Raw genomic sequence first — 24,718 nt, 5'->3', positions numbered from 1 at the left:
ATAACGAAAAGCGCTCCCCATAAGAGCCTTCTGCAAGAGGCGAAGCTATTGGCTTTCAGTGAATGGCACGAAGATCGCTTCGGGCCGTGCGGGAATATTTTGCCCGCAAGAAAGCCCGACACCATTCAGGACAGAGTTTGAAGGATGAGGACATGAACGGATATTCCTATCAACTTTACAGCTCCCGCAATTTCCAGCCATTGGAGCGCACGCTCACCATGCTGCGTGACCTCGGTTATCGTAGGGTAGAGGGCTATGGCGGAATTTACGGTGATCCGGTTCAGCTAAAGAAAGACCTGGACGCCTTGGGGCTCTCCATGCCTACCGGGCACTTTGGTCTGGATATGCTGGAAAACGAAGTCGACCGCGTTCTGGAAATTGCCAGGGTCGCCAATATGAAGGCGATTTTCTGCCCCTATCTTGATGCGGATCGCCGCCCGGATAGCGTTGCCGGTTGGCAGGAATTCGGAAAGCGCCTGACTGCAGCCGGTGAGCCTTATCGCAAGGCAGGCTATGCGTTTGGCTGGCACAACCACGATTTTGAATTCCGTCCTTTGGCAGATGGTTCGGTGCCGCAGGAACACATTCTTGACGCGTCACCCGACCTCGCTTGGGAGGCGGATATTGCGTGGATCATTAAGGGTGGTGCTGATCCGCTTGAATGGATCGGACGTTATGGCGACCGCATTCTTGCGGTCCACGTCAAGGACATCGCTATAACCGGTGAAAAAGCAGACGAAGACGGCTGGGAAGATGTTGGGCACGGAACTGTCGACTGGGCTGAACTGTTTACGGCTTTGCACAAGACACCTGTCCGCTATTTCGTCATGGAACACGACAATCCGTCGGATGACAGCCGATTTGCGAGCCGTTCTATCGAAACTGTCAGGAATTTCTGAGTAGGAGAACGAAATGACCAAGACATTTGGTGTCGGCATTATCGGTTGCGGCAATATATCCGCAGCCTATCTGCGGCTGTCTCCCATGTTTCGAGGCATCGAAATAAGAACATGCGCCGACATTAATCCCGCCGCTGCCCAGTTACGTGCGGAAGAGTTTGGCATAAAAGCGCAGACTATCGATGAGCTGCTTCAGAATGACGATATCGATATTGTCGTCAACCTGACAGTTCCCGATGCCCATTATGCTGTTACGAAGCAGATTCTCGCCGCAGGCAAGCACGCCTATTCCGAAAAGCCACTGGTTCTCTCGATGGCACAGGGGCTGGAACTGAAGGCACTTGCCGATGGTCGGAATCTGAAAGTGGGTTGCGCACCCGACACGTTTCTTGGCGGTGCACACCAGTTGGCACGCCGTGAGATCGATAACGGTAATGTCGGTCGCATCACGTCGGGCACATGTCACGTCATGAGCCATGGCATGGAGCACTGGCATCCGAACCCTGACTCTTTCTTCCGACAGGGCGGGGGGCCGATCCTTGATCTTGGGCCTTATTACATCGCCAATCTTGTCAATCTCATCGGGCCAGTGAAGCGTGTTGCAGCTTTGACTTCTGCCGCTACCCCCACGCGCACGATCAGTTCGGAACCGCGCAAAGGCGATACCGTGCCGGTGGAGACGCCGACAACCATTCACGCACTGTTGGAATTCGAACAGGGGGCAACAATAACCCTTTCAGCGAGCTGGGATGTCTGGGCGCACCGCCATGCGAATATGGAACTATATGGCACCGAAGGATCGCTCTATCTGCCGGACCCCAACTTTTTTGGAGGGGAAGTGCAACTGGCGAAGCCAGGTGAGCCGGCTAAACCTGTCGAGAATTGGGAACACCCTTTTGGTATTGCCAATGAACAGCATTCGCAAGGTATGATGGCCAACTATAGAACAGCGGGTCTGGCGGATATGGCGGCTGCCGTTCTCGACGGTCGCGATATGCGTTGTTCTCTGGAACGCGCACTGCATGGGGTCGATGTCATGCTGGCTATTCTAAAGTCGGGCGAAGAAAAGCGTTTCATCGATATTGAAACACGCTGCACTCGCCCGGAAGCACTCGATATTGCCGCAGCAGAATCCTTGTTGCGGCCAGCAGAGAATAGAAAAAAGCGGGCGGCAAACTGACTTTGCATCGCTCCTCCCGAGCGATAGGAGGCCACTCCGATCCTGCGGGATCGGAGTGGCCTCCGCCCATTTTTACCCGATTGTCTGCAAGGATTTGACATCGACGCCATTGATCCGGCCCAGAATGGCTTTACCAAGTTGTTGCCCGGCCAGTTTGAAGCTTTCCTCGACGACAATCAGCCCTGGGCGAAACCAATGCAAAATCTGCGTCGATTGTTTGGCTGCCACATCGACTTGATTGCCTATGTTCAATCCGGCATCTTCGACACCGGCGACGATTGCCAGCGCTGCTGCACTGCCGGAGCAGATGATACCATCCGGTCGATCAGGTCTTTTCATCAACTGAGCAATATGCTGCCGCAAGTCCTCAAGCGGTGTATCCAGATCAATGCCCTCAAGTGGCGATCCGCTGCAATGAAAAGCCCGCAGCCCTTCATAAAACCCACTCACCATATGCCGGTAATAGGTGAGATGCGCGGGCGGGGTCAGCAAAGCGAGCCGCTTTCGTCCGCGCGCGGATAGTTTACCGACCATATCCAGCGCAAAAGTGAAATTATCAAAATCGTGATATGGGTGTTCGATGCCCGTATCTGTGCGACCGTGAGTGGCGAACGGAAAATCATGCTCTGTCAGATAATGAACGCGCTGATCATCTGGTTCAGTCCGTGAGAATATAATTCCGTCGGCTGAACCCGTTTCCACGATGTAGCGGATCGGCTCGATCGGTGCCCGTGAATGGAAATAGGGCGTGAGAATAAGATGGTATTGCGTTTCAGCCAGAACATCCGCAACACCGTGAATGACCTGGCTGGTAAAGCCCATGATCTCGTCCTGCGTATTCAGGACGAGCGCAATGACATTCGTCTTGCCGGTCCGAAGTCGCACACCCGCACGATTAGGGCGATAGCCGATCTGCCGCGCGATCAACTGTACCCGCTTGCGTGTTTCCGGACCGATTTCCGGTGCGTCCTTCAGGGCGCGTGAAACGGTTGTCACACCGAGACCGGTCATGAATGCAATAGTCTTCAGCGTCGGGCGTTCGTTCTCGAGGAACGGTTTGGCTGGATTTTGCGGCTTGGAAGCCTGCGGGCTCCGTTTTTCATTCATGCGCATTTCGACCGGCAGCGAGGAGCGATGTGTATAGATAAAGATAGAATTATCTTTATCTATCAATAGCTTGTTTTGTAGGTGTTGTCATCTTTTATGATGCTGCATAGGCGTTTCCGAACGCCATTTTGGGTGCAGTATTATGCACATCTCAGACACTCACGGGCGATCGGCTCATTGGGTTTTATATCTTATCGGCGTCGGTCATCGCCAGCGAGACAGACTTCTCCATATTTACTGTTTTGACTAGATTGTCATGATGAATTTTCAGTATAATAAGACAATCCGGGATATGTCATGATGGAGTCGGTTGACAAATGTGGGAACCCATATTGGAAATGCGCAAAGGCGTGACCAAGCACCGGCTTTTGACGGATAAAATCGTCGACGATATCGAGAAGGGCGTTCTTCTGCCCGCCACGCGTATGCCGACCCATCGCGATCTGGCTCACAAGCTTGAGCTTTCGGTTCAGACAGTCAGTATTAGCTACAAAGAGGCGGAACGACGTGGCTATTTACGTGGTGAGGTTGGTCGAGGAACCTATGTCTGCAACCGTGTGACGGAACGGGCCGATCGGTTCATGCTTGACCGGGATCCTAGCGGAACCGCAGATCTGTCCATCATTCGTGCAGTTTATACTGAAGCGCATGAGAATGCCTCGCGTCGCCTGCTAGAGCAAATGAGTCAGTCCGACAATGCCAGCTTTATGCGTCCGTGTCGTCCGATCGCGGGGCTGGATCGGCATCGCGCGATCGCGCGGGACTGGCTGCGCAGCTTATCAGTGGACGTCGATCCTGGCCGGATCATCATCACGAATGGTGCCGCACATGGGCTGTTTCTCGCCGTCGCTGCGGTCGTTCAACCTGGGGAGGTGGTCCTCACAGAGAGCCTGACCGACCATGGTATTATCGGTCTTGCGAATGTACTTGGGTTCACTCTGCGCGGGCTTCCGATTGATGAGCAAGGCATTCTCCCCGATGCGTTTGAGACCGCGTGCAAGGCCGGCGACATTCGTGCACTTGTGATGATCCCGACACTGGGTAATCCGACCAGCCACCTGATGGGAACCGAACGCCGAATTGCAATTGCTGAAATAGCGCGGCGATATGCGGTATGCGTTATCGAGGATGAAGTCTACAAACCTATTCTCGAAGAGAAACTGCCCTCCATGCCGGAACTTTTGCCGGAATTGGGCTTCTTTGTAACAAGCTTCACCAAGACGGTCATGACCGGCTTGCGCACTGGCTATCTCGTTGTGCCGACCCAATATTCCATTCGGGTTACATCCATTTTGCGCGTGACAAGCTGGAGTGGAGTCAATCTTATGGGTGAAATGGCCAGCCGCTGGATCGAAGATGGCACTGCAGCCGAGCTGATTGAAATGCAGCGTAGTGAACTGCGATCCCGTCAAGCACAAGTTACCGATACTCTGGGTTCGCATGTGGCGGGCAGCAATCCGCTGTCGCTGTGTGCCTGGCTGAAAATTCCTCACAACTGGTCTGAGGATGGTTTGGTGCGTGCGCTTGCCAACAAAGGCGTAGCGGTCACGCCGTCCGATCCATTCGTGGCAGGCGCCGATCGTTGTAAGGGCGGCATTCGCATCTGCCTTGGCGGGCGGCTCTCACGTTCCGCTCTGCAGACGGCACTCGAAACGATCCGCGAGACCTTCGCCCAATTGCCGCCTGTCTATGATGTGGGGTCAATCGCTTAGGCGGTTGACCTGTTGTTGCCCTAAAGCACGGACTGGAGGAATTCCTTGGTGCGGGCCTCGGTGGGTGCCTGAAATATCTGCTCCGGTGTGCCTTGTTCGCAGATGCGTCCTTTGTCGAAAAAGCAAACACGGTCAGATACTTCCCGGGCAAAACGCATTTCATGTGTCACAAGAAGCATGGTCAGGTCATGTTCCTGCGCCAGGCCGCGAATGACGGAAAGAACTTCGCCGACAAGCTGCGGATCAAGCGCGGATGTCGGTTCGTCGAACAAGAGCACGCGCGGACGCATGGCCAGAGAACGTGCGATGGCTACGCGCTGTTGCTGACCGCCTGAAAGCTGTGAAGGATAGTGATCCTTCTTGTCTGTCAAACCCACAAGCGAGAGCAGATCGAGTGCACGAGCCTCCGCTTCTCCACGCTTCATGCCCAGAACATGGATTGGGGCCTCGATGATATTGCGCAACACCGACATGTGCGGAAACAGATTGAAGCTCTGGAAGACCATGCCGACATGCGATCTGATTTTGCGCAAATGGCCTTCGCTCGCCTGAAATTGTCCTTTTCCGTTTGGCTCGTGATAGGACATATCGGCGAGTTCGAGCGTGCCTTCCTGAAAGGGCTCCAGCGTCATGAGGATGCGAAGCACTGTCGATTTTCCCGATCCCGATGGGCCGATGAGCGTGACCTTCTCACCGGTTTTGACCGAAAAATTGAAGCGATCCAGTACCGTCAGCGCCCCGAAGCGCTTGGTTACGTCCTGAAAGCGGATAATTTCTTGGGTCATTTCAGAGCGATCCCGTTCTTTGGAAGTGTGCGTTCGAGCAGGCGTATCAGCGTCGAACAGATAATGGTCAGTACGAGGAAGATCAGGCCGACCATCGACAGCGGCACCAGATATTCGAAGGTACGGTCGCCGATCAGATTGGCGAGGTTCAGCATGTCGACAATGCTGACGACAGATAGAACCGGGGTCTCCTTGAGCATGGAGACAAGGTAGTTACCCATGGCTGGAATAATCCTGGGCACGGCTTGCGGAATGACAATATCGCGATAGGTGCGCCATGGCGTAAGGTTCAGGGCGCGTGCCGCTTCCCATTGTCCGCGCGGAATAGCTTCTATGCCGCCGCGATAAACCTCTGACGTATAGGCTGAATATTGAAGGCCAAGTGCCAGAGCGCCAGTTAGAAAAGCGGGCAGAACAATGCCATAGACCGGGAGCACGTAGTAGAGGAAAAACAGCTGCACCAGCAGCGGCGTGTCACGCAGAAATTCCACCACGACTGCTGTTGGCCATGAAATGATCTTGTAAGGGCTGCGGCGCAGAAGTGCGAAAACGAGGCCAAGAACCAGCGCAATTGCAAAGCCGGTAGCAGCGGCTTTCAGAGTTACGGTAAGTCCAATCGCCAGAATTGGCAGAATGGAAATTGCGAAAGAAAGCGTGGACGAGGTGTCCCAGGCATAGCCGTAGATCATGCGAAACCTCCAGCCATGGTCTGGCGTTTCAGACGCCGTTCCAGCCAACGAATAGCCGAAGCAAGTACGAGTGCCATTGCGAAGTAGCCAAACAGGGTCAATGTATAGATCGTCACGCTGTCGAGTGTCAGATTGCGCAGGCGTTGGGCCTGGAAGGTGAGGTCGCTGATTGCGATCAGCGATGCAAGCGCGGTATCCTTGAGATTGTGGATGGCGAGATTACCGAACGCTGGCATCATTTCGACCACCGCTTGCGGCAGAATGACATGAAACAAGGTATGGCTCTTGCTGAAGTTGAGCGCACGCGCCGCTTCATGCTGTGCTTCCGGAACAGCCTGCAAGGCACCGCGCACCACTTCGGCGCCATATGCACCAATATTGAACCCAAGCCCCATGATGCCCGTCGTGATCGGATCAAATGAAATGCCGATCAATGGCAAGGCATAGTAGAGCCAGAATAGCTGCACGAGCAGCGAGGTGCCGCGGAATATCTCGATATAGATCACCGCAATCGTTGACAGGATCGGCCCACCGGCAAATCGGGCAATCCCGGCAGCGAATGCCAATATAGTCCCGATGGCCATCGAACTGAGTGCTAGAACGACGGTGATTTGCGCCCCTTTGAAGAGGGCAGGAAGATATTCCGTCCAGTGCATATGTTCGTCTCCCGGTTGAGATGAGACAAGGCCCGCCGAGCCGTTAACCGGTTCGGCGGGCTGTAATTCAACTTACTTTGCCTTGCAGAGGCTGGCCGTATCCACAGTTCGGGCAGCTTCTACGCTTTCCTCGCTAAGTCCATAGGTCATAAGGATTTTCTTATAGTCGTCAGTCTTCTTGAACTCGATGAGCGCATTGTTGAAGGCTTCGTAGAACTCCTTATCTTCCGGACGGAAGCTGAAGGCGCCGAAACTTCTCGCAGACTTGCCGTCGACGACAGGATCGGTGAATGGATGCGCCTGTTCCAGTTCCGGCGAATTGTCGACCAGTTTGGCCACCGTCAACTCCGTTGCGGCATAGGCATCAGCGCGTCCGGTCTGAACCGTCGACGGCGCATCGGCATTGCCCTGGATCATGACGATTTGTGATTCATCGATACCCATTCCATGCAGGAAATCGATTTGGTCTGCACCTGAAACGATCGCAACTTTCAGCGACGGATCCTTCTTGATGTCTTCATAGGAATGAATTTTCTTCGGGTTACCCTTGGGGACCAGAAGACCTTCGCCGTAACTCGAATTTGCAACAGTGAATTGCACCTGTTTGCAGCGATCCGGCAGGACATTCTGCTCAGCCGCGACAAACTCGAACCGTTTGGCTTTCAGGCCGGGAATGAGCGAGCCGAATGGAGTAACTGTCCAATCGACTTCCTCAATGCCAAGCTTTTTGAAAATTGCAGCGGCGACGTCAGGACCAATGCCCTTGGCCGCGCCGCTCTCATCCATGTAACCGTATGGCACTTCGTTGGCGGTGGCTCCACGAACGAAGCCCGCGCTCTTGAGATCATCGACCGTAACGGCCTGGGACGGAAGCGTGAGAGCCAGGACTGCCGCTGCCGAAAACAGGGCGGAAATCGTATGAAGTTTCATGTGCATCGTGTTCACTCCTCTTTTTGAATGCCGGTTGTTTTGTTGTCCGGCTTGTCAGTTGGCTGGTATTATTCGATTTATCCCGAGGTCGGTTCCTCGCTGATCGTGGCAATGACCGACAGGCAGTCACCCATCTTGATAAGGCCAGGAAAATGACGGGCAGCGAGAATCCCGTCGAGTGCGGCGCGATATTCCTGCGGAGCCACGCCGGTGCGGGCCACAGTATGAACACGCGCAATGAGATCGCCCTTGCGTACATCCGCGCCGAGGTCGATCAATGGCTCGAGCAAACCTTCGGTATCAGCAAAACCGAAGCATTCCTGCGATGGCATATCGAGCCAGGTCGTAGGGGAAAGCTCCACCTCTCCATGCAAAATGCCCGCATGGCACAAAAGGTTGCGAATGCCGCGTTTGGCTATTGAAGCCGTGCGGGCTGAAATCGTGCCGCCGCCGGAAAGTTCGGTTGTCACGAACACCTTGCCCGCTTCTTCCGCGGTGGTGTCATACATGCCCACGGCGTCGATTTCGATCATCCGCATGGAAAAGGGGGCCGAAAAGGCTTTCACACCGGCAAAGCAACGCGCTTCCTGTGCTGTATCGGGCAAGGCATGTGCGGCAGCGTAAGGCAGGAAATCGAGTGTTCGTCCGCCGGAGTGAAAATCCATGACGATATCGGCTGCGGGTAGAAGATAGCGGGTAAAGTAGTCCGCGATCTTGTCCGTCACGGTTCCATCCGGGCGACCGGGGAAACTGCGGTTGAGATTGCCTTTGTCGATAGGGGATGTCCGCGTCCCGGCTAGAAAGGCTGGATAGTTCATTGCCGGAACAATGATGACGCGCCCGCTGATATGCTCCGGTTTCAGATTGGCGGCGAGGTCGTAAAGCGCGACCGGACCTTCATATTCATCGCCGTGGTTGGCGCCTGTCAGGAGAGCCGTTGGGCCGTCTCCATTCCGGATCACGCAGATCGGTAACATCAGCGATCCCCATGCGGAATCGTCTCTGGACCACGGCAGTCGCAGATGTCCGTGCTGCACGCCGTCACGGTTGAGATCGACGGTCGGCGTGATCGGGGAGGGACGTGAGGGAGGCGACGTGTGCATCATCGCAGCGTCCTAATCCTTGACCACGAGCTTGCGGGGCACATTCGACAGGCACTCGACGCCTGTTTCGGTGATTACGATGCTCTCGGTGATTTCCAGCCCCATGGTTTCCAGCCAGAGACCTGTCATGAAATGAAAGGTCATGCCTGGCTGCAATTCGGTGCGGTCGCCGGGGCGCAGGCTCATCGTGCGCTCGCCCCAATCCGGCGGATAGGACAGGCCAATTGAATAGCCGGTGCGGTTGTCCTTAATGATCCCGTATTTCTTCAGCACAGCGAAGAAGCCGTTTGCGATATCTTCGCAGGTGTTGCCGGGTCGAGCGGCAGCAAGCCCCGCTTCCATGCCTTCGAGCGTGGCTTTTTCGGCATCAAGAAACGCTTGTGTCGGCTTGCCGAGAAATACGGTGCGCGACAGCGGGCAATGATAGCGCTTATAGCAGCCAGCGATTTCGAAGAAGGTGCCTTCGCCAGTCTTCATCGGTTGATCGTTCCAGGTCAGGTGCGGCGCGGATGCGTCGGGCCCGGAAGGCAGCAGCGGCACAATGGCCGGATAATCCCCGCCGAAATCGTCAACGCCGCGCGTGCCTGCATCGTAGATCTCCGCGACCAGATCGCATTTACGCATGCCTGGCTCGATTTTGTCGACGATGCGCCGGTGCATGGCTTCCACTATGCGGCCGGCTTTGCGCATATAGTCGATTTCCGTCGGGCTTTTGACGGCACGCTGCCAGTTTACCAGTCCTTGCGCATCCTTGAACCGGGCATTTGGCAAGTGCTTCTGCAAAGCGTGATGAGCGGCAGCCGTGTACCAGTAATTGTCGAACTCGACGGCGATTGTCTTGTTACCCCAGCCTTTTTCCTCCAGCATTGATGCCAGAAGATCCATAGGGTGACGTTCGAGCGACTGCACGTAATGATCAGGATAGCCGATAATGTTGTCGTGGTTGAGCCATGCAGTGCGTTTCGCACCATTACCGTCCTGACCGCGACCGTACCAGATCGGTTCGCCGTCCATTGAAAGCACAACACATTGATGAACATAGAAGGACCAGCCGTCATAGCCGGTCAACCAATGCATGTTGGATGGATCGGTGACTATGATGATATCGAAGCCTGCCTTCTCCATGGCGCGACGGGTTTTGGCTATCCGCTGATCGTATTCCGCGCGGGTGAAGTTGAGTTCCACACTCATCGACTGGCTCCTGCAGTTTTGGTTGAATCGATTTTTGTGCCTGCATCGCGCAGGCTGGCGCGCTCCGTCGCGAGATGAGCGATTGCCGTATCTTGAACACCCGTTCCGGTGAGGTCGCAGAAGGTTATATCCTCTGCCTTTCGCTGGAATGTTGGGACATTGAGAGCAATTTGGCCGAGTTCTGGGAAGACGGTATCCGTCGCAACAAACCCTGCCGAAATTGCGTGATGCAACTCACCAAGCCTGCGCGTCTGAGACAGGCTGTCAGCAACATAGATGATTGGACGCCGGAACAGGGCAGGATCGATCTCGTTCTTGTGCTCGGCATCCGAACCCATCGCAGTAACGTGCTGGCCGGGGACCAGCCATTCGGACTTGACGAGCGGTGTTTCCGATGGGGTTGTCGTGACAATTATGTCGGCGCCGTTGCAAGCTTCTTGTGCGTCTGCGACTGCCTTCACTGAAATTCCGAGTTTTTCACTCAAGATTCTTGCCGCTTTTTGCGCGTTATTGACGTTGCGTGCCCATATCCGCGCTTCGTTGATGGGTCGCACCAGTGTCAACGCTTCAAGCTGCATTCCTGCCTGCATGCCAGCACCGAAGATAGTGGCGACACGGGCATTTTCCCGCGCCAGATATTTTGCAGCGACGGCACCGGCTGCAGCCGTGCGCACATCGGTCAGGTAGCCATTGTCCAGCAACAGCGCCTCGATAAGCCCGGTCTTGGCCGAAAACTGGATCATCAGTCCATTGGTGGATGACAGGCCGATGGAGGGATTGTTGAAAAAGCCGGGACTAACCTTTATGGCAAAGCTGTCAAGTCCGGGAATGTAGGCCGTTTTCACGTCGACTTCGCCGCGTTCGGCCGGGATGTCCAGCCGAAGAATAGGCGGCATGTTGACGCCGCCGCTGGCGAGCGCGCGGAATGCACCCTCCACACAAGACACGCTTTCAATGTCGAGGGCTATGATCTGTCGCAGGTCGGCTTCAGTCAGAATTCTCATCTCAGCCATCAGCCCGCCCTCCGATAGCGATTTTCCACGATTGCGCGGTGATGTTCAGGATCAATATTGCCACCGGATAAGATGACCGCAGTTGGTCCGGTTGGCCTGATCTTGCCGCTCAACAAGCTGGCAATGCCGACCGCTGCGGCACCCTCGATGACTTCACCTTCCCGTGTCGCGGCATGTCTTATCCCGGCTGCGATCTCCTCTTCATCGAGCAGGATCACGTCGTCCAGCAGCGAGCGGCACATCGCAAAAGTCCAATGATTGTCGAGCCCGATGCCGCCGCCCAGCGAATCCGCAAGCGTATCCAGTTCTTCGACATTGACCGGCTTGCCTGCTTTAAGGCTGGCATCCATGGCTGCGCCGCGACGCATGGAAATCCCGATCACGCGGCTATGAGGACGCCGGGCTTTCACCGCCGCCGCAATGCCAGCAGCAAGGCCCCCACCTGAAAGAGGAATGAGAACGGTCTCAGTGTCGGGATTGTCATCAATTATTTCCAAGCCGATTGTGCCCTGTCCGGCAATAATACGGGGATCGTCGAATGGCGGAATGACGTTCATTCCATCTTCGCGGGCCAGCCGCGCGACCTCATCCATGGCATCGTCCTGGGATTTCCCAATAATGCGCACGTCTGCACCAAGGTCGCGGATTGCATCGACCTTGTTACGAGGCACGAGCGATGAGAGGCAAACGGTAGCGGTCAATCCTTGTTCGGATGCAGCATGTGCAAGGGCGCGTCCATGATTGCCGGTTGATGCAGTCACAACTCCGCGTTCACGGTCTTCCAGCGACAGGCCAAGGACGGCATTGGTCGCGCCGCGCAGCTTGAAGCTGCCGGTCGTCTGTCGATTTTCAAGCTTGAGATAAACGGGAGTTCCGGCAAGTTCGCTGAGATACTCAGAATGCGTAAGCGGCGTTTTCACGACAAGACCTTTCAGCTTGTCGCGAGCGGATTCGATTTCAGCAAGACCAATCATTGCAGCAGTCATCTTTGACACGGCGCCGCCTCTCATAGCGTCATGCAATGGGGAGAACTGCGTCAGGTTTCGCCGTATGCTGCACTAAAAGAGCAGACGGAAGGCGCAATAATGCGCCACGTGCGAAACCGTAAGGCCGCATCCTCGTTCCCCATATGCTTGATTTTTGTTCTTGGCTCTATGTGTGAAAGACCATTGTGATCATGTCAATAATTATATTGGATCATTACAATTTTGATCTGTAACGACTTTTCGACGCCCCAGCCTTGTCAGTGACGCATGGGCATGCCAATGAGAATAGGAATATTTGCAGATGCTGGATCAACAAAATGAAAGCCTCCTTGAAGCTAGACGCTGTCGATTTGCGTATTCTGGAAGCCGTTCAGGAGAATGCGCGGATCACCAAGCTTGCCTTGGCGGAAAAGGCCGGGCTTTCTGCAACGCCTTGCTGGCTGCGACTACGCAAGCTGGAAGAGGCGGGTATCGTAACTGGCTATCACGCACGCATTGCCTATCGAAAAATAGCCCCCATTGCGCACGTCATTGTGCAGATCACTCTGGGTAATCATCGTCAAAGCGATTTTGACCGGTTCGAGAGGGCTATCATGGCCATCCCGGAAATTGTGTCCTGCTGGTCGGTTGGCGGTGGGGTGGACTATTTTTTGATGATCGTTGCACGCGATATCGATGGCTATCAGCGCCTGATCGACCGCCTTCTGGACCAGAACATTGGCATAGAGCGATACTTCACCTATATCGTGACGAAGCTGGTCAAAGACGAAAAAGCGAGCGCGCCTTTGTCGCTGTTCAAGGACGTGACGGACTAGCCCAAACAGACTGTCTGGCTTTAAAATTTAGTCCAACTCGCATGTCTGTCGATGTACCTTTGGTCCGAATCCAGGGCGATCCTGTGACAAGATTCTTCCAGAATTGGGAGAAGAACAATGAACGCCGTTCTGGATCATCCGATACAACATGACGGGCTTAACAGGCTTCGGGACAAGCATCTTTTCCGTGAACTTGGCTATGCCGATGGACGCTGGGTAGCGGGAGAAAAGGCAGAAACCTTCCCTGTTATCGATCCTGCAACGGGCCAACGGCTGGCCCGTGTAGCAGGCCTTGGTGAAGCGGAGACGACGCTTGCAATCGATGCTGCGGTAAAGGCTTTTCCGGCATGGCGGAATAAGCTGCCGCAGGAACGAGCCGCTGTTTTGCGGCGGTGGTTTGAGCTGGTTACGGCAAATCGCGAGGATCTCGCATTGCTGATGACGCTGGAGCAGGGCAAGCCACTGACAGAATCATGTGGTGAGATCGACTATGGCGCATCTTTCATCGAATGGTTTGCGGAAGAGGCCAAGCGGCTGAATGGCGAAACCATAACAAGCCATCTAGCGGATGCCGAGATGCTCGTGCGTCATGAGGCGCTTGGTGTTGTGGCGCTTGTTACACCGTGGAATTTTCCGAATGCCATGATTACGCGCAAGGCAGCCGCAGCGATTGCTGCCGGTTGTCCGGTCGTCGTGCATCCGTCTTCTGAAACACCGCTTTCAGCGCTTGCCCTGGCAGAGTTGGCCGAACGTGCCGGAATGCCCGCGGGCATCTTCAATGTAGTAACCGGTAAGGCCGCGCCAATCGTCGACACAATGTGCCGCGATGAGCGTGTCAGGGCGTTGAGCTTCACGGGCTCAACGGAAATTGGCAAGCTGATCGCCACCAAATGTGCCAACACCGTGAAGCGGCTTGTCATGGAACTCGGCGGGCATGCACCTTTGATCATCTTCGATGACGCCGATGTCACGCGGGCGGTCGACGTCGCCATGGCTGCAAAATTTGCCACTTCCGGCCAAGATTGCCTTGCTGCAAATCGCATCTTTGTCCAGCGTGGTATCTTGAAATCATTCACCGAAGCCTTCGCTGCACGCATTGCTGCGCTGAAGGTCGGTAACGGGCTCGATCCGGCAACAGAAATTGGGCCCCTGATGCATAGTCGTGCGGTCGACAAGGTAGAAGAGCAGGTGCATGACGCCGAGAAGCGGGGCGGCAGGGTACTCGTTGGCGGCAAACGGCCTGGAGAAAATGCACTGTTCTTCGAGCCGACATTGCTGGTCGATGTGCCAGACGCCGCTGCGATCATGCATGAGGAGACTTTCGGACCGGTAGCCGCAGTCACGGTTTTCAATGATGAAGACGAAGTCATCGCACGTGCCAATGCCACACAATATGGTCTCGTTGCCTACGTTGTAACGGCAAACGGTGCACGGCAGCTTCGCATGGGGCGTGCGCTCGAATACGGAATGGTGGCCATCAACCGCGCAAAGATCACCGGCGCACCGATACCCTTCGGAGGCTGGAAACAATCCGGGCTTGGCCGCGAAGGTTCCCATCAGGGTATCGAAGCCTTCACCGAACTCAAATACCTCTGCATCGATACCGCCGCGTGAAAACGTGGCGACAGGAAAGGAACATACCCATGTTGAACAATAGCAATGAACTCACCGCCTGGGATCGCGATCATTTCTTTCACCCGTCCACGCACATGGGCATGCACGCCCGTGGTGAAACGCCGACGCGTGTGCTGGAAGGCGGCGAGGGCGTGTATATTGCCGACGTAAATGGCCGCAAGAGCCTCGACGCCTTCGCAGGTCTTTATTGCGTCAACGTTGGTTATGGCCGCACGGAAATTGCAGATGCGATTGCGGAGCAGGCGCGCAAGCTCGCTTATTATCATGCCTATGTCGGTCACGGCACTGAAGTATCCATCACGCTCGCCAAGATGATTATCGACCGCGCACCGGAGCATATGAGCCGGGTTTATTTCGGTCTTTCGGGCTCGGATGCAAATGAAACCAACATCAAGCTGATCTGGTACTATAACAATATTCTTGGCCGTCCCGAGAAGAAGAAGATCATTTCGCGCTGGCGCGGGTATCACGGTTCGGGCGTGATGACGGGCAGCATGACCGGACTTCCGACTTTCCACAACGCATTCGACTTGCCGCGCGCGCCGATCCTGCATACGGAGTCCCCTTATTATTTCCGCCGTACTGACCGTTCGATGAGCGAAGAGCAGTTTTCGCAACATTGCGCAGACACGCTCGAGGAAATGATCCTTGCAGAAGGGCCGGATACCATTGCAGCCTTCATCGGCGAGCCTGTTCTGGGTACTGGCGGTATCGTCCCTCCACCGGCTGGCTATTGGCAGAAAATTCAAGCCGTTCTTGATCGCTATGACATTCTGCTCGTTGCCGATGAAGTCGTCACTGGCTTTGGCCGTCTGGGCAGCATGTTCGGTTCTGATCACTACGGCATGAAGCCTGACCTGATCACCATCGCCAAGGGCCTTACATCAGCCTATGCCCCGCTTTCGGGGTCGATTGTTTCCGACCGCATGTGGCAGGTGCTGGTGCAGGGATCAGACAAGATGGGGCCGATCGGCCACGGCTGGACCTATTCCGCCCATCCGATTTGCGCAGCAGCAGGTGTCGCCAATCTCAAGCTGATAGATGAACTGAACCTCGTGGAAAATGCCGGTTCTACAGGCGCTTATTTCCGCAAGGCGCTGCAGGATGCGCTTGGCGATCACAAGCATGTCGGCGAAATTCGCGGCGAAGGTCTGATGGCGGCAATCGAATTTGTCGATGATCGCGACGACCGCAAGTTTTTCGACCCGTCGCTGAAGGTCGGCGCACAGGTTTCTGCTGCGCTGTTGGCCAATGATGTTATTGGGCGCGCCATGCCGGAAGGAGATATTCTGGGATTTGCTCCGCCGCTCTGCCTCACGCCCGAGGAAGCAGACAAGGTTGTAGCCGCCACGAAAAAGGCAGTCGCGACCGTCTTCGCTTGAGCCATCAAAGGCCGTTGCCTGTCGGACGTTAATCGTCCTATTCGCAGCGGCCTTTTTCTTCCATCCGTGGAGGCCGGATTAGCCTTGCCGAAGGTGTTTCAGCCGCCATATGTGTCGGAAAGACATTGAGGAGCGGTTCCTATGACAACGATTGAATTGAAACGGATTTATGAAGCTCCTTCGCCAGATGATGGCTACCGCGTACTTGTGGACCGTATCTGGCCGCGCGGTATGACGAAGGAGAAGGCGGATATAGACCTTTGGGCCAAGGATATCGCGCCGTCGACCGATCTTCGTAAATGGTTCGGCCATGATCCCGCGAAATGGAATGATTTTCAGAAAAAATATCGCCAGGAACTCGAAGGAAGAAAGCCAGCGCTGAAGGATTTGATCGCCGGTGCCAAGGCAAGAGGTGGTCGACTGACACTATTATACGGCGCGAAGGACGAAGAGCACAATCAAGCAGTCGTCCTTCATGAGTTCATGCAAACTATCTAGGCAGCTCCGAAGGGTGCCGTAGCTCTGCGGCACCCTTCGAAATCCAGCCTTTAGATCACCACTTTGTATGGATTTTCAGGAGCGCCTTGCGCCCTTCACCATAGCCGCAGACATAGATGCCCTGACAGCCTGCAACATAGTTCTTGTCAAACAGATTGGTGACATTGAGGTCAACGCCCCAATTGTCTTTCTCATAACCCAGTTTCAGGTCTGCCAGTACCACAGCCGGCACCTTCAGCGTGTTTTCTTCGTCCGCATAGGATGAGCCGAGATAACGTACACCGCCACCGAGGGTCACGCCCTGAAATGCACCGTCCGGTACTTTATACTCGACAAAGACATTGGCCTGTTGTTCCGGCAGGAGATAGGGGCGATTACCGATGATATCGGGGTTGCTGTCGTTTTCTTTGATCTTCAGATCATAGGCAGTTACCGAAGCGGTCAATTTCCATGCGTCGGTGATATTCGCCTGAACCTCCAGTTCGAAACCGCGAGAGTTGACCTTGCCAAGCTGTTCGCGAGCGAAACTGGAACCGGTGAGGGCATTTTCTTTGGTTAGGTCGAACAGCGAAGCGGTAATCAATCCGTCGAAAAGTTCCGGACGGTATTTGACACCCACTTCATACTGCGTTCCCGTCTCCGGTTGAGCGTAGCTGCCGTCAGCCAGCGTTTCGATGATCGGGTTAAAGAAAGTGGCAACGCTGACGTAAGGCGTTATGCCATTGTCGAACTCATAGCCGAGACCAGCGCGCCCGGAAGCCTTGCCCTTGTTGTATTCATAGCTCGGCAATCCTGTCGCGTCGGTCTTAACATAGTCGTAACGTCCGTTGAGCGTCGCGATCCAGCCATCGCCGAACTCCATTCGATCCTGAGCATAAATGCCGATCTGATGACGTCGCAGATCCTGATCGATATAGGGATCGAACATCGGCCCCTGCGGCTCACCGTAGACCGGGTTGAAACCATCGATGACGGTCGCTGCGCCCGTCTGTTGCATCTGATCGATACGGAAATAACGGTACTCCACACCGAACAGAAGGTTGTGTGTCAGTGCGTCGGTTTCGACCGTTCCTTCAAGCTGATTGTCAGCAAGGAAAGTGTTGACCGTCGTATCGTGCTTGAAATTGATGCGGGCAATATTCGGATTGCCTGGCGCTGGTTGCGGCAGGAAGCCTTCGTAACCATACGCATAGAGACTGTGTTCTTTCACATGGGAAAAGCCGTAGCGGACGTTTTGGCGCACAGTCCAGTCATTGTCGAACTGGTGTTCGAATTCATAACCGATGGAAGCCTGTTCGCGTTTGTAAGAGTCGATATCAGGCTCGGTGAAGTTCCGCTTGCGCGAAATTTTGCCGAATTCTGTGGGGACGACCGTGCCGTAATAGGGAAGAAAGCCACCGCCATCGTGGGTCAGATCAAGATGGGTGTAGTTGCCGAGAATGGTCAGCTTTGTCGCTTCGTCTGGCTTGTATTCAATGCTTGGCGAGATGACGCCGCGAAACTCCTTTGCGAAGTCCGTATAATTGTCACCGCCCTGGATCTTACCGTTCACACGGTAGTTGACTGTATCGCTGGCCTTGTCGCCGACGTCGAAACCGAGATAGGCGTTGCCATAACTATTGATGCCTGTTTCGAGATAGCGCAACCGTTCGCCGGTCGGGCGCTTGCTGATGTAGTTGACGATACCGCCCGGATTTGAGCCGCCGTAAAGAGCAGACGACGCACCGCGCAGAACATCGATACGTTCAATGCCGAAGCTATCGATCAGGAAACCGCCGAAGCCGTAGCTGAAGTTCTGCAAGCCATCGAGATAAGTGCCGTACTGGGTGGCTTCGAAACCGCGAATATAGAGCCAGTCGGTGTCGTTATCGACGCCGAAAGGCTGTCCTAACACGCCTGGTGTATAGCGGAGCGCTTCATCCAGTTTCTGCGCGCCGATGGCATCCATCTGCTCCCGGCCCACGACCGATACAGCCTGCGGAATTTTTTCGATGGCAACGCTGTCTTTCGAACCCGTCGTCGTTGCCGTCGGTACGAAGCCGTTTACGGGCGCAACGCCTTCATCGCTGCGGCCATTTCCTGTCTGCACAACAACGGTGTCGAGGCGAACCGCATTGTTAGCGTCTTGTGCACCGGCTGTCGAAAGCGGCAGAACTGCAAGCGCCGCGCCGCTGGCCAGCAGGGTCAGGAAATGTTGCTTTATCGATGTCGTCATCCGGTGCAAGCCCCTCGAGTAATCCCATATGTGCTCCGGCTTGTTGATGCCCGTCAGGGCTATAGCCGGGTGCGACGAATGCGTCAGCGCTGCGACGCAGCGCGAATTAATATGAGTGTTTACATCAAGATATTTCTGGAAGATTGCTCGTTGTTTCGCCTGATTGAATGATCTTTGGCTAATGTATAATGCCGCTCGAATATCACTTGATCCGAGTCTAGTGGAGCTGCTGTCTGACCCAGGCGGCAGGCGTGATGCCGGTCAGTTTTTTGAAAACACGTGTGAAATGCGCCTGATCGGCAAAGCCGGTGAGTGCTGCGATATGCGGAAGTGACACGCTCAGTTGCAGAAGCAGTATCTGGGCGCGGTCGATGCGCTTCTGCATCTGCCAGGCGTGTGGTGAAATGCCGGTTGAAGCCTTGAACGCGCTGCAGAAATAGGATTCGGACAATCCGGCGAGTGCTGCCAATTCCTGCAGGCGGATAACACGTGCGTAATTGACTTCCATGAATTCGGTCACACGGCGCAGCTGTCGCGGCGAAAGTTTGCTGTTGCGGGTCCGTTGTTCCAGTTGCAATTCAAAGAGTTCGGCAACAAGTGCAGTTAGCAGACCCTCCCCATAAAGGTCGTGCATAGGTGCCTTGGAAATGCATTCTTCTGCCAGCAGGGAACCGATCTGTTCGATCTTCGGGTTCGAGAAGAGCAGGCGTGGTTTCTCCATGCTGCCTCTGCTTAGCACGTAACCGAAGCGTTGTTGCAGGGCGGCGATATCGAAATGCAGATCGAGATGTTTGAGTTTTCCCGGGCGTGTTACACGACTCCATATCGTCATGCCCGCGGGGATATAGCAAAGCCTTTGCTGCGGTTGCGCATCGGCCAGCGCACGACTGGTCTGTTCAGGGCAGATGGCCAGTTCGCCTCTGTTTTCAAGGACTAGAAAAAGGCGCGGCGCTTCTGAAACATATTCTCCGCGTGCGCCTGGCCCGCAATTGACTGACCATACGTCGGCTATTGCGCCGTTCCAAACGCGATAATGAAGATCGTCCAGCAAGCTGACGTCCTCGATGTGGCTCTTCATGTGCGGATGGAAGCCCAAATTCTTCTTCCTGATGGTGGTTCTCAAAACATGTATATCTTTCTCATATTTTACTATCAACCTTTGATGAACTGCTTTATTGCAGGGCAGATATCTAGGTCCTGACCCTAGAGTTGACCAAAATCAGGAATGAGATCGATGACCTCCGCTCTGTTCGAACTTGAGAATGTCACTTTTTCAGTCGCTGGACGCACCCTGTTGCATCCGCTGACAATGTCGATACCGGCGGGAAGTCTGACAGCGCTTATCGGGCACAATGGGTCAGGCAAATCGACACTTCTGAAAATCCTGGCCCGGCAACAGCCAGCCTCGGGGGGCATTGTACGCTTTGCAGGCAAAGCACTCGGTGAATGGGGCGACCGTGAATTTGCGCGTAAGCTCGCCTATCTGCCACAACAGACGGCGCCTGCCGCAGGCATGCTGGTCAAGGAACTCGTCGCTTTGGGACGGTACCCGTGGCATGGCGCCCTTGGCCGCTTCGGAGCAACCGACCGTCAGAAAGTGGAGGAGGCCATTGAGCTGACCGGGATCGGCCCTTTCGCGGACCGATTGGTCGATACGCTTTCAGGCGGTGAACGTCAGCGTGTCTGGCTTGCCATGCTGGTCGCTCAGGACGCAGAATGCCTTTTGCTTGACGAACCGACATCGGCGCTTGATATCGCGCACCAGATCGAAGTTCTATCGCTTGTGCGTAAGCTTTCACACGAAAAGGAACTGAGCGTCTTCGTCGTGCTGCATGACGTGAACATGGCTGCACGCTTTTGCGATGAGGTGTTCGCGCTTCACAGCGGCAGGTTGATTGCGCAATCGACACCCAAGGGGATCATGGTGCCGGAACGCCTTGAGGAAATCTATGGTATTCCGATGGAAGTCATGCAGCACGTCTCTACAGGCCAGCTGATCGCCTCTCCACGGTAGGCCTCTAGTCTCTACCTTCTTCAGGCGCTCCCAACGGAAATAGCTGACGAAAAGGCCGTGCTTCATCGAGCGCATGGGCATAACTCGGTCGTGCAAGCAGGCGTTTGCGATAGGCCCAAACATTGGTAAATTTGGGGGGAATGGCATAGGTCCAGTCTGCGTAGAGCAGGGAAGGTGCGGCAGCGCAGTCGGCCAGGCTGAAATCATCGCCCGAGACCCACTCTCGCTGCTCCATATGCCGATCCAGAAATGCATAGGCTGTATCGAACGCCGCTCGCCAGCGGTTCCCGCCGTCATCGTGTTCTCGGCCAAGTGCAATATAAACAAGGCGCTGTTGTGGATAGTTTATGTAGTTATCGAAGAATCGATCCCACATTCGCACATCTGCACTGGCAAGTGGATCGGACGGGATCAATCGCTTGGTTTGAGGATAGGCAGCCTCAAGATATTCGATGATACCAGTCGCTTCGAACACCAGTTTTCCATTGTCCGATAGTACTGGAAATTTCCCGAAGGGCCAAAGTGCAGCGAACTCGCTGGCTACCGGTTCCGTACCGTCGAGCATTCTGATTTCAAAGGCTATGTCCTTCTCATAGAAGGCTGTTATCGCCTTCTGGCAATATGATGAGAACGGATGAAGGTAGAGTTTCAAGGTCATCATGGTCCTCCCAGACAGATGGCAGATGAACTTCAATCACCATTGGCGCGATAATCCGCACGATTGATGCCATGGCGCTGCATCTTATCGTAAAAGGTCTTTCGTGGAATACCGAGCGCGTCGATTGTTTCCTGAACATTGCCATTATTGGCGGCGAGCGTTTCGCGGATAAGAGTTTCTTCGTAGCGTTCGAGCCGTTTTGGAAGGGGTTCTTGATCGCTGATCATTGGCTGCGGCGAATAAGTCTGTTTGGCAACGCCAAGTGCCACACGGTCGGCGAAATGCGCCAGTTCGCGGACATTTCCCGGCCAGTTGTGATGCTTTAGATGGCGGTGTGTGGCGGTATCGATTTCTGGCACATCTCGATTGAAGCGCTTTGAAGCTCGCGTCAGAAAATGTGCGAAAAGCAATGGAATATCGTCCCGTCTTTCTCTCAGCGGTGGGATGGAAAGCGTGACGACATTCAGCCGGTAATACAAATCTTCTCGGAAATCACCTCTCTGTAAGGGGTCGCCAAGGTCGATTTTTGCTGCTGCCACGACGCGCAGATCGACGGGGCGAACCTCATTTGTACCGAGCGGAGTGATCTCCCGCATTTCAATGACGCGCAACAGTTTCACCTGTGTCGCAGCGGGCATGCTTTCAATTTCATCCAGAAACAGCGTACCACCGCTTGCATGCTCAATACGCCCCAGCCGCTTTTTCTGGGCCCCGGTGAAAGCGCCTGCCTCGTGACCGAATAACTCGCTTTCAATCACCGTTTCGGGCAAGGCCCCGCAGTTCAGCGCCACAAAATTGCCTTTGCGGCGACGGCTCCAATTGTGCAGCAATTGCGCGACGACTTCCTTGCCGCTACCAGTTTCACCAGCCACGAGCACATCGACATCCGTGTCGGCAATATCGCGCAAAGTCCTGCGCAGGTTTTCCATCGCGGGTGTCTGGCCGATCAGCGGTAGATCACCCTCCACATTATTGGCCGCTTCGCGCAGCGCGCGGTTTTCAACGATCAACTGGCGTTTTTCCCATGCGCGGCGGATGCTGTGCACAAGCCTGTCGGCTGCAAAAGGTTTGGCAATGAAATCATATGCGCCGTCCTGAATGGCCCGCACGGCCATCGGAATATCACCGTGGCCGGTAATCAGGATTACAGGCATATCTGGATCAATCGCCTTGATCCGCGCAAAGAACTGGAGGCCGTCAATCTGCGGCATGCGGACATCCGTAACGACCACGCCTTCATATTCGGAGGTGACGCTGTTCAAGGCATCGAGGGCATTTGGAAAATCAGCAACATCGAAACCGGCAAGCTCAAGCGTTTGACGGGTGGCGCGGCGTAGCGCCTTGTCGTCGTCGACAAGAATGACCGAGGGTGACTTATCCATCATGCTTTTCTCAGTTCTATGCGGAAAGATGTGCCCATGGCGCTGCTTTCGGCGGATATGGTCCCGCCATAATCGGTGACGATCTCCTTGACGATCACAAGACCAAGGCCAAGACCTTTTTCTTTCGAAGTATTGAAGGGGGAAAACAGATTGTCTCGAATATGTCGCGGCATGCCCGCTCCATTGTCGGAAACCGTTATAATTACCTTGCCGTCGCTTTCGTGAGTGCGAACTTCTACTCGTCCATCATTCTTTTCTAAATCAATGGCTTCCAATGCATTTTGAAACAGATTTATGAAAACTTGCTCAAGCCTGATTGAATGACCGATGACGCGCAGTTCGGGCGGTGGTAAAGCGATATCAAGTTGATCCATGCGCCCGGAGAAACGGCTCCGCAGCAACACCAGCGCACCTGAAATAACCTGACGGAGCGAAGTCGGCTCGGAGGGTGAGCGTCCTTTCCTCGCGAGCGCCTTCAGATCGCCTGTGATCGTGCCGATGCGATCTGTCAGCGCGGCGATTTCGCTGAGATTTTCAGATGCATCTGAAAGGCGTTTCCGTTCGATGAAGGTTTTTGCGTTGTCTGCATAGGCGCGAATGGTTGCAACTGGCTGATTGATTTCGTGTGCCACGCCCGCCGCCACTTGTCCCATAATGGCAAGCCGGTTGGCATGAACAAGATCTTGCTGCACACCTTGCAGCATTGTTTCGGTACGGTGGTGGTCGCTGATCTCGGATTGCAGTCTGTCGCGTGCCAGACTGAGATCGCGGGTACGCTCTTCAACGCGTTCTTCCAGTTCTCTCTGCGTGCGCCGGGCATCGGCAATGCGTGCCACGATCTTTTGTCTGCGTCTTAGAAGCAGTCCGCCGACCATTGCCGCTGCAGCCAGTGCGATGAAAGTGAACAATCGGGCTTCCCGGATGGCAGCAGGAATTTGCGGACGAATTGGCGCGAGACTGTACATTTGCCAAGGCGTGGACGGTACAGCCGAACGGATAGCTAGAAAATCGGTATTGCGGGCATTGCCGGGCAACAAGGCATCAATCAGCAGAACATCGTCGCCATCAATTGATTTCACCGACAGCGGCAAGGGGCTCAGGGGAGCATCGCCGAACTGAAGGCTATCACGAATGGACTGGAGCTGTTCCTGACCGATTGAACCAATGGTCATGAAACGCCAGGAAGGCAGGCTTGTAATCAGAACGATATTGCGCTCATCCGTTACAAAGGTCGGTCGCCCGGCATCGTTCCAGTCGCTCTCCAATCGATCGAATTCCAGCTTGACGACGATCACACCGAGCGGGCCGTCGGGACCGTCGATACGGCGGGATATATACAGACCTGGACGGTTGCTGACATTGCCGAGCGCGAAATATTCTGCAGCGCCATTTTTCAATGCGTCGTGGAAATAGGGGCGAAATTTATAATCGTTGCCGACGAAGCTGACTGGCCCGCGCCAATTGCTTGCAGCAATGGCAATGCCATCCATGCCCACAAGGTAGATGACGGCTGCTTGCGTACCTTCAGCCAGCGTCTCTAGCTTCTCGTTCAGCGGATCGATCGTTGCAGGTGTTTTGTCCTGTAGCGCCGCTTCCAGCGCCCTATCTTTTGATAACACCAGAGGAAGCGCCCGTTGCTTGTCGAGAACGGCGCGTAACAAAGCGGTATTCAGGTTGGCATCGATCCCTGCCTGTTCGCTCAACGCGAGGACGGCTTTGTCTCGCGCCATATCGCCGACAATCCAGAAAGCAAGCGCGAAAACTGCAGCCCAAAACAATCCGAACAACGCCCATGTGCGGCGGTTGGAACTTGCAGGGCGGGTTTGGATGTCCACAGTTGAAGGGCTCGAGCTCATTATTGTCATTGT

The 24,718-nt window shown here is 54.8% G+C and carries 22 protein-coding genes; 8 read left to right on the top strand and 14 right to left on the bottom strand.

The annotated features are described in order from the left end of the window. Positions 1 to 152: 152 nt before the first annotated feature. A complete protein-coding gene (locus CQZ93_RS21155; RefSeq protein WP_105544511.1) occupies positions 153 to 899 on the top strand; it encodes a sugar phosphate isomerase/epimerase family protein in 747 nt (248 codons plus the stop codon). Between the two features lie 13 nt (positions 900 to 912). Further along, positions 913 to 2,079, top strand: coding sequence for a Gfo/Idh/MocA family protein (locus CQZ93_RS21150; RefSeq protein WP_105544510.1), 1,167 nt, complete (start codon positions 913 to 915; stop codon positions 2,077 to 2,079). A 72-nt stretch (positions 2,080 to 2,151) separates the two neighbouring features. Here the strand turns inward: CQZ93_RS21150 and CQZ93_RS21145 are convergent, their stop codons facing one another. After that, positions 2,152 to 3,186, bottom strand: coding sequence for a LacI family transcriptional regulator (locus CQZ93_RS21145; RefSeq protein ID WP_181153445.1), 1,035 nt, complete (start codon positions 3,184 to 3,186; stop codon positions 2,152 to 2,154). A 317-nt stretch (positions 3,187 to 3,503) separates the two neighbouring features. Between CQZ93_RS21145 and ehuR the strand changes: the two genes are divergently transcribed. Next, the gene (gene ehuR, locus CQZ93_RS21140; RefSeq protein WP_105544509.1) at positions 3,504 to 4,898 is read left to right on the top strand and encodes a MocR-like ectoine utilization transcription factor EhuR; all 1,395 of its coding nucleotides are present in this window, start codon (positions 3,504 to 3,506) and stop codon (positions 4,896 to 4,898) included. 20 nt (positions 4,899 to 4,918) lie between these two features. On the opposite strand, the gene ehuA is transcribed toward ehuR, so the two are convergent. The 8 genes from ehuA to eutB all read right to left on the bottom strand — a co-directional run bounded on the left by ehuA (position 4,919) and on the right by eutB (position 12,239). Then, complete coding sequence (gene ehuA, locus CQZ93_RS21135) at positions 4,919 to 5,683, bottom strand: ectoine/hydroxyectoine ABC transporter ATP-binding protein EhuA (protein WP_105544508.1); 765 nt, start codon at positions 5,681 to 5,683, stop codon at positions 4,919 to 4,921. After that, positions 5,680 to 6,372, bottom strand: a complete 693-nt coding sequence (gene ehuD / locus CQZ93_RS21130) for an ectoine/hydroxyectoine ABC transporter permease subunit EhuD (RefSeq protein WP_105544507.1) — start codon at positions 6,370 to 6,372, stop codon at positions 5,680 to 5,682. Before ehuD ends, ehuA begins: the two co-directional genes overlap by 4 nt. Beyond that, positions 6,369 to 7,028 (bottom strand): ectoine/hydroxyectoine ABC transporter permease subunit EhuC, encoded by a 660-nt coding sequence (gene ehuC / locus CQZ93_RS21125; protein ID WP_105544506.1) that lies wholly within the window; start codon positions 7,026 to 7,028, stop codon positions 6,369 to 6,371. The genes ehuD and ehuC overlap by 4 nt, the downstream gene beginning before the upstream one ends. Positions 7,029 to 7,100: 72 nt before the next feature. Next, the gene (gene ehuB / locus CQZ93_RS21120; RefSeq protein ID WP_105544505.1) at positions 7,101 to 7,964 is read right to left on the bottom strand and encodes an ectoine/hydroxyectoine ABC transporter substrate-binding protein EhuB; all 864 of its coding nucleotides are present in this window, start codon (positions 7,962 to 7,964) and stop codon (positions 7,101 to 7,103) included. Between the two features lie 71 nt (positions 7,965 to 8,035). Continuing rightward, complete coding sequence (gene doeB, locus CQZ93_RS21115; RefSeq protein WP_105544504.1) at positions 8,036 to 9,064, bottom strand: N(2)-acetyl-L-2,4-diaminobutanoate deacetylase DoeB; 1,029 nt, start codon at positions 9,062 to 9,064, stop codon at positions 8,036 to 8,038. A gap of 9 nt (positions 9,065 to 9,073) precedes the next feature. Next, a complete protein-coding gene (gene doeA / locus CQZ93_RS21110) occupies positions 9,074 to 10,252 on the bottom strand; it encodes an ectoine hydrolase DoeA (protein ID WP_105544503.1) in 1,179 nt (392 codons plus the stop codon). Beyond that, positions 10,249 to 11,265: a cyclodeaminase gene (locus CQZ93_RS21105; RefSeq protein WP_105544502.1), complete on the bottom strand. Its 1,017-nt coding sequence runs from the start codon at positions 11,263 to 11,265 to the stop codon at positions 10,249 to 10,251. The genes doeA and CQZ93_RS21105 overlap by 4 nt, the downstream gene beginning before the upstream one ends. Then, positions 11,265 to 12,239: a hydroxyectoine utilization dehydratase EutB gene (gene eutB / locus CQZ93_RS21100; protein ID WP_105545251.1), complete on the bottom strand. Its 975-nt coding sequence runs from the start codon at positions 12,237 to 12,239 to the stop codon at positions 11,265 to 11,267. The genes CQZ93_RS21105 and eutB overlap by 1 nt, the downstream gene beginning before the upstream one ends. 341 nt (positions 12,240 to 12,580) lie before the next feature. Between eutB and CQZ93_RS21095 the strand changes: the two genes are divergently transcribed. The 4 genes from CQZ93_RS21095 to CQZ93_RS21080 all read left to right on the top strand — a co-directional run bounded on the left by CQZ93_RS21095 (position 12,581) and on the right by CQZ93_RS21080 (position 16,581). Next, positions 12,581 to 13,066, top strand: coding sequence for an Lrp/AsnC family transcriptional regulator (locus CQZ93_RS21095; RefSeq protein ID WP_105545250.1), 486 nt, complete (start codon positions 12,581 to 12,583; stop codon positions 13,064 to 13,066). Between the two features lie 117 nt (positions 13,067 to 13,183). Further along, positions 13,184 to 14,680 (top strand): NAD-dependent succinate-semialdehyde dehydrogenase, encoded by a 1,497-nt coding sequence (locus CQZ93_RS21090; protein WP_105544501.1) that lies wholly within the window; start codon positions 13,184 to 13,186, stop codon positions 14,678 to 14,680. A gap of 29 nt (positions 14,681 to 14,709) precedes the next feature. Then, on the top strand, positions 14,710 to 16,083 hold the full coding sequence (locus CQZ93_RS21085; RefSeq protein WP_105544500.1) for an aspartate aminotransferase family protein: 1,374 nt from the start codon (positions 14,710 to 14,712) through the stop codon (positions 16,081 to 16,083). A 141-nt stretch (positions 16,084 to 16,224) separates the two neighbouring features. Next, complete coding sequence (locus tag CQZ93_RS21080; RefSeq protein ID WP_105544499.1) at positions 16,225 to 16,581, top strand: DUF488 domain-containing protein; 357 nt, start codon at positions 16,225 to 16,227, stop codon at positions 16,579 to 16,581. A gap of 55 nt (positions 16,582 to 16,636) precedes the next feature. On the opposite strand, the gene CQZ93_RS21075 is transcribed toward CQZ93_RS21080, so the two are convergent. Together CQZ93_RS21075 and CQZ93_RS21070 are read right to left on the bottom strand one after the other, a co-directional pair. After that, positions 16,637 to 18,796 carry a TonB-dependent siderophore receptor gene (locus tag CQZ93_RS21075; RefSeq protein ID WP_105544498.1) on the bottom strand — a complete coding sequence of 720 codons (2,160 nt, stop codon included), beginning with the start codon at positions 18,794 to 18,796 and terminating at the stop codon, positions 16,637 to 16,639. Positions 18,797 to 19,013: 217 nt separating this feature from the next. After that, positions 19,014 to 19,874, bottom strand: coding sequence for a helix-turn-helix transcriptional regulator (locus CQZ93_RS21070; protein WP_286154234.1), 861 nt, complete (start codon positions 19,872 to 19,874; stop codon positions 19,014 to 19,016). A 156-nt stretch (positions 19,875 to 20,030) separates the two neighbouring features. Between CQZ93_RS21070 and CQZ93_RS21065 the strand changes: the two genes are divergently transcribed. Continuing rightward, on the top strand, positions 20,031 to 20,810 hold the full coding sequence (locus tag CQZ93_RS21065; RefSeq protein ID WP_105544496.1) for an ATP-binding cassette domain-containing protein: 780 nt from the start codon (positions 20,031 to 20,033) through the stop codon (positions 20,808 to 20,810). A gap of 4 nt (positions 20,811 to 20,814) precedes the next feature. Here CQZ93_RS21065 and CQZ93_RS21060 read toward each other — a convergent pair whose 3' ends face one another. The 3 genes from CQZ93_RS21060 to CQZ93_RS21050 are packed head-to-tail and all read right to left on the bottom strand — an operon-like array spanning position 20,815 to position 24,715. Then, a complete protein-coding gene (locus CQZ93_RS21060) occupies positions 20,815 to 21,468 on the bottom strand; it encodes a glutathione S-transferase family protein (protein WP_105544495.1) in 654 nt (217 codons plus the stop codon). Between the two features lie 32 nt (positions 21,469 to 21,500). Then, entirely contained in the window at positions 21,501 to 22,850 is a 1,350-nt protein-coding gene (locus CQZ93_RS21055; protein WP_105545249.1) for a sigma-54-dependent transcriptional regulator, read from the bottom strand. Next, entirely contained in the window at positions 22,850 to 24,715 is a 1,866-nt protein-coding gene (locus tag CQZ93_RS21050; RefSeq protein WP_105544494.1) for an ATP-binding protein, read from the bottom strand. The genes CQZ93_RS21055 and CQZ93_RS21050 overlap by 1 nt, the downstream gene beginning before the upstream one ends. Between the last annotated feature and the right edge of the window lie 3 nt (positions 24,716 to 24,718).

It is taken from the genome of Ochrobactrum vermis, from assembly GCF_002975205.1.
Classification (GTDB): domain Bacteria; phylum Pseudomonadota; class Alphaproteobacteria; order Rhizobiales; family Rhizobiaceae; genus Brucella; species Brucella vermis.
The sequence above is the reverse complement of the archived record's forward strand: the minus strand, read 5'-3'. Positions and strand labels throughout refer to the sequence as shown.

Bases quoted from the DNA above. Each gene is read 5' to 3' on its own strand.
- CQZ93_RS21090 (WP_105544501.1), top strand. From the start codon at position 13,184: ATGAACGCCGTTCTGGATCATCCGATACAACATGACGGGCTTAACAGG.
- CQZ93_RS21050 (WP_105544494.1), bottom strand. From the start codon at position 24,715: ATGACAATAATGAGCTCGAGCCCTTCAACTGTGGACATCCAAACCCGC.
- CQZ93_RS21055 (WP_105545249.1), bottom strand. From the start codon at position 22,850: ATGGATAAGTCACCCTCGGTCATTCTTGTCGACGACGACAAGGCGCTA.
- CQZ93_RS21075 (WP_105544498.1), bottom strand. From the start codon at position 18,796: ATGACGACATCGATAAAGCAACATTTCCTGACCCTGCTGGCCAGCGGC.
- doeA (WP_105544503.1), bottom strand. From the start codon at position 10,252: ATGAGTGTGGAACTCAACTTCACCCGCGCGGAATACGATCAGCGGATA.
- CQZ93_RS21150 (WP_105544510.1), top strand. From the start codon at position 913: ATGACCAAGACATTTGGTGTCGGCATTATCGGTTGCGGCAATATATCC.
- ehuR (WP_105544509.1), top strand. From the start codon at position 3,504: ATGTGGGAACCCATATTGGAAATGCGCAAAGGCGTGACCAAGCACCGG.
- ehuB (WP_105544505.1), bottom strand. From the start codon at position 7,964: ATGCACATGAAACTTCATACGATTTCCGCCCTGTTTTCGGCAGCGGCA.
- CQZ93_RS21065 (WP_105544496.1), top strand. From the start codon at position 20,031: ATGACCTCCGCTCTGTTCGAACTTGAGAATGTCACTTTTTCAGTCGCT.
- ehuA (WP_105544508.1), bottom strand. From the start codon at position 5,683: ATGACCCAAGAAATTATCCGCTTTCAGGACGTAACCAAGCGCTTCGGG.
- ehuC (WP_105544506.1), bottom strand. From the start codon at position 7,028: ATGCACTGGACGGAATATCTTCCTGCCCTCTTCAAAGGGGCGCAAATC.
- eutB (WP_105545251.1), bottom strand. From the start codon at position 12,239: ATGATTGGTCTTGCTGAAATCGAATCCGCTCGCGACAAGCTGAAAGGT.
- CQZ93_RS21060 (WP_105544495.1), bottom strand. From the start codon at position 21,468: ATGACCTTGAAACTCTACCTTCATCCGTTCTCATCATATTGCCAGAAG.
- CQZ93_RS21080 (WP_105544499.1), top strand. From the start codon at position 16,225: ATGACAACGATTGAATTGAAACGGATTTATGAAGCTCCTTCGCCAGAT.
- CQZ93_RS21085 (WP_105544500.1), top strand. From the start codon at position 14,710: ATGTTGAACAATAGCAATGAACTCACCGCCTGGGATCGCGATCATTTC.
- doeB (WP_105544504.1), bottom strand. From the start codon at position 9,064: ATGATGCACACGTCGCCTCCCTCACGTCCCTCCCCGATCACGCCGACC.
- CQZ93_RS21155 (WP_105544511.1), top strand. From the start codon at position 153: ATGAACGGATATTCCTATCAACTTTACAGCTCCCGCAATTTCCAGCCA.
- CQZ93_RS21145 (WP_181153445.1), bottom strand. From the start codon at position 3,186: ATGAATGAAAAACGGAGCCCGCAGGCTTCCAAGCCGCAAAATCCAGCC.
- ehuD (WP_105544507.1), bottom strand. From the start codon at position 6,372: ATGATCTACGGCTATGCCTGGGACACCTCGTCCACGCTTTCTTTCGCA.
- CQZ93_RS21070 (WP_286154234.1), bottom strand. From the start codon at position 19,874: ATGAAGAGCCACATCGAGGACGTCAGCTTGCTGGACGATCTTCATTAT.
- CQZ93_RS21105 (WP_105544502.1), bottom strand. From the start codon at position 11,265: ATGGCTGAGATGAGAATTCTGACTGAAGCCGACCTGCGACAGATCATA.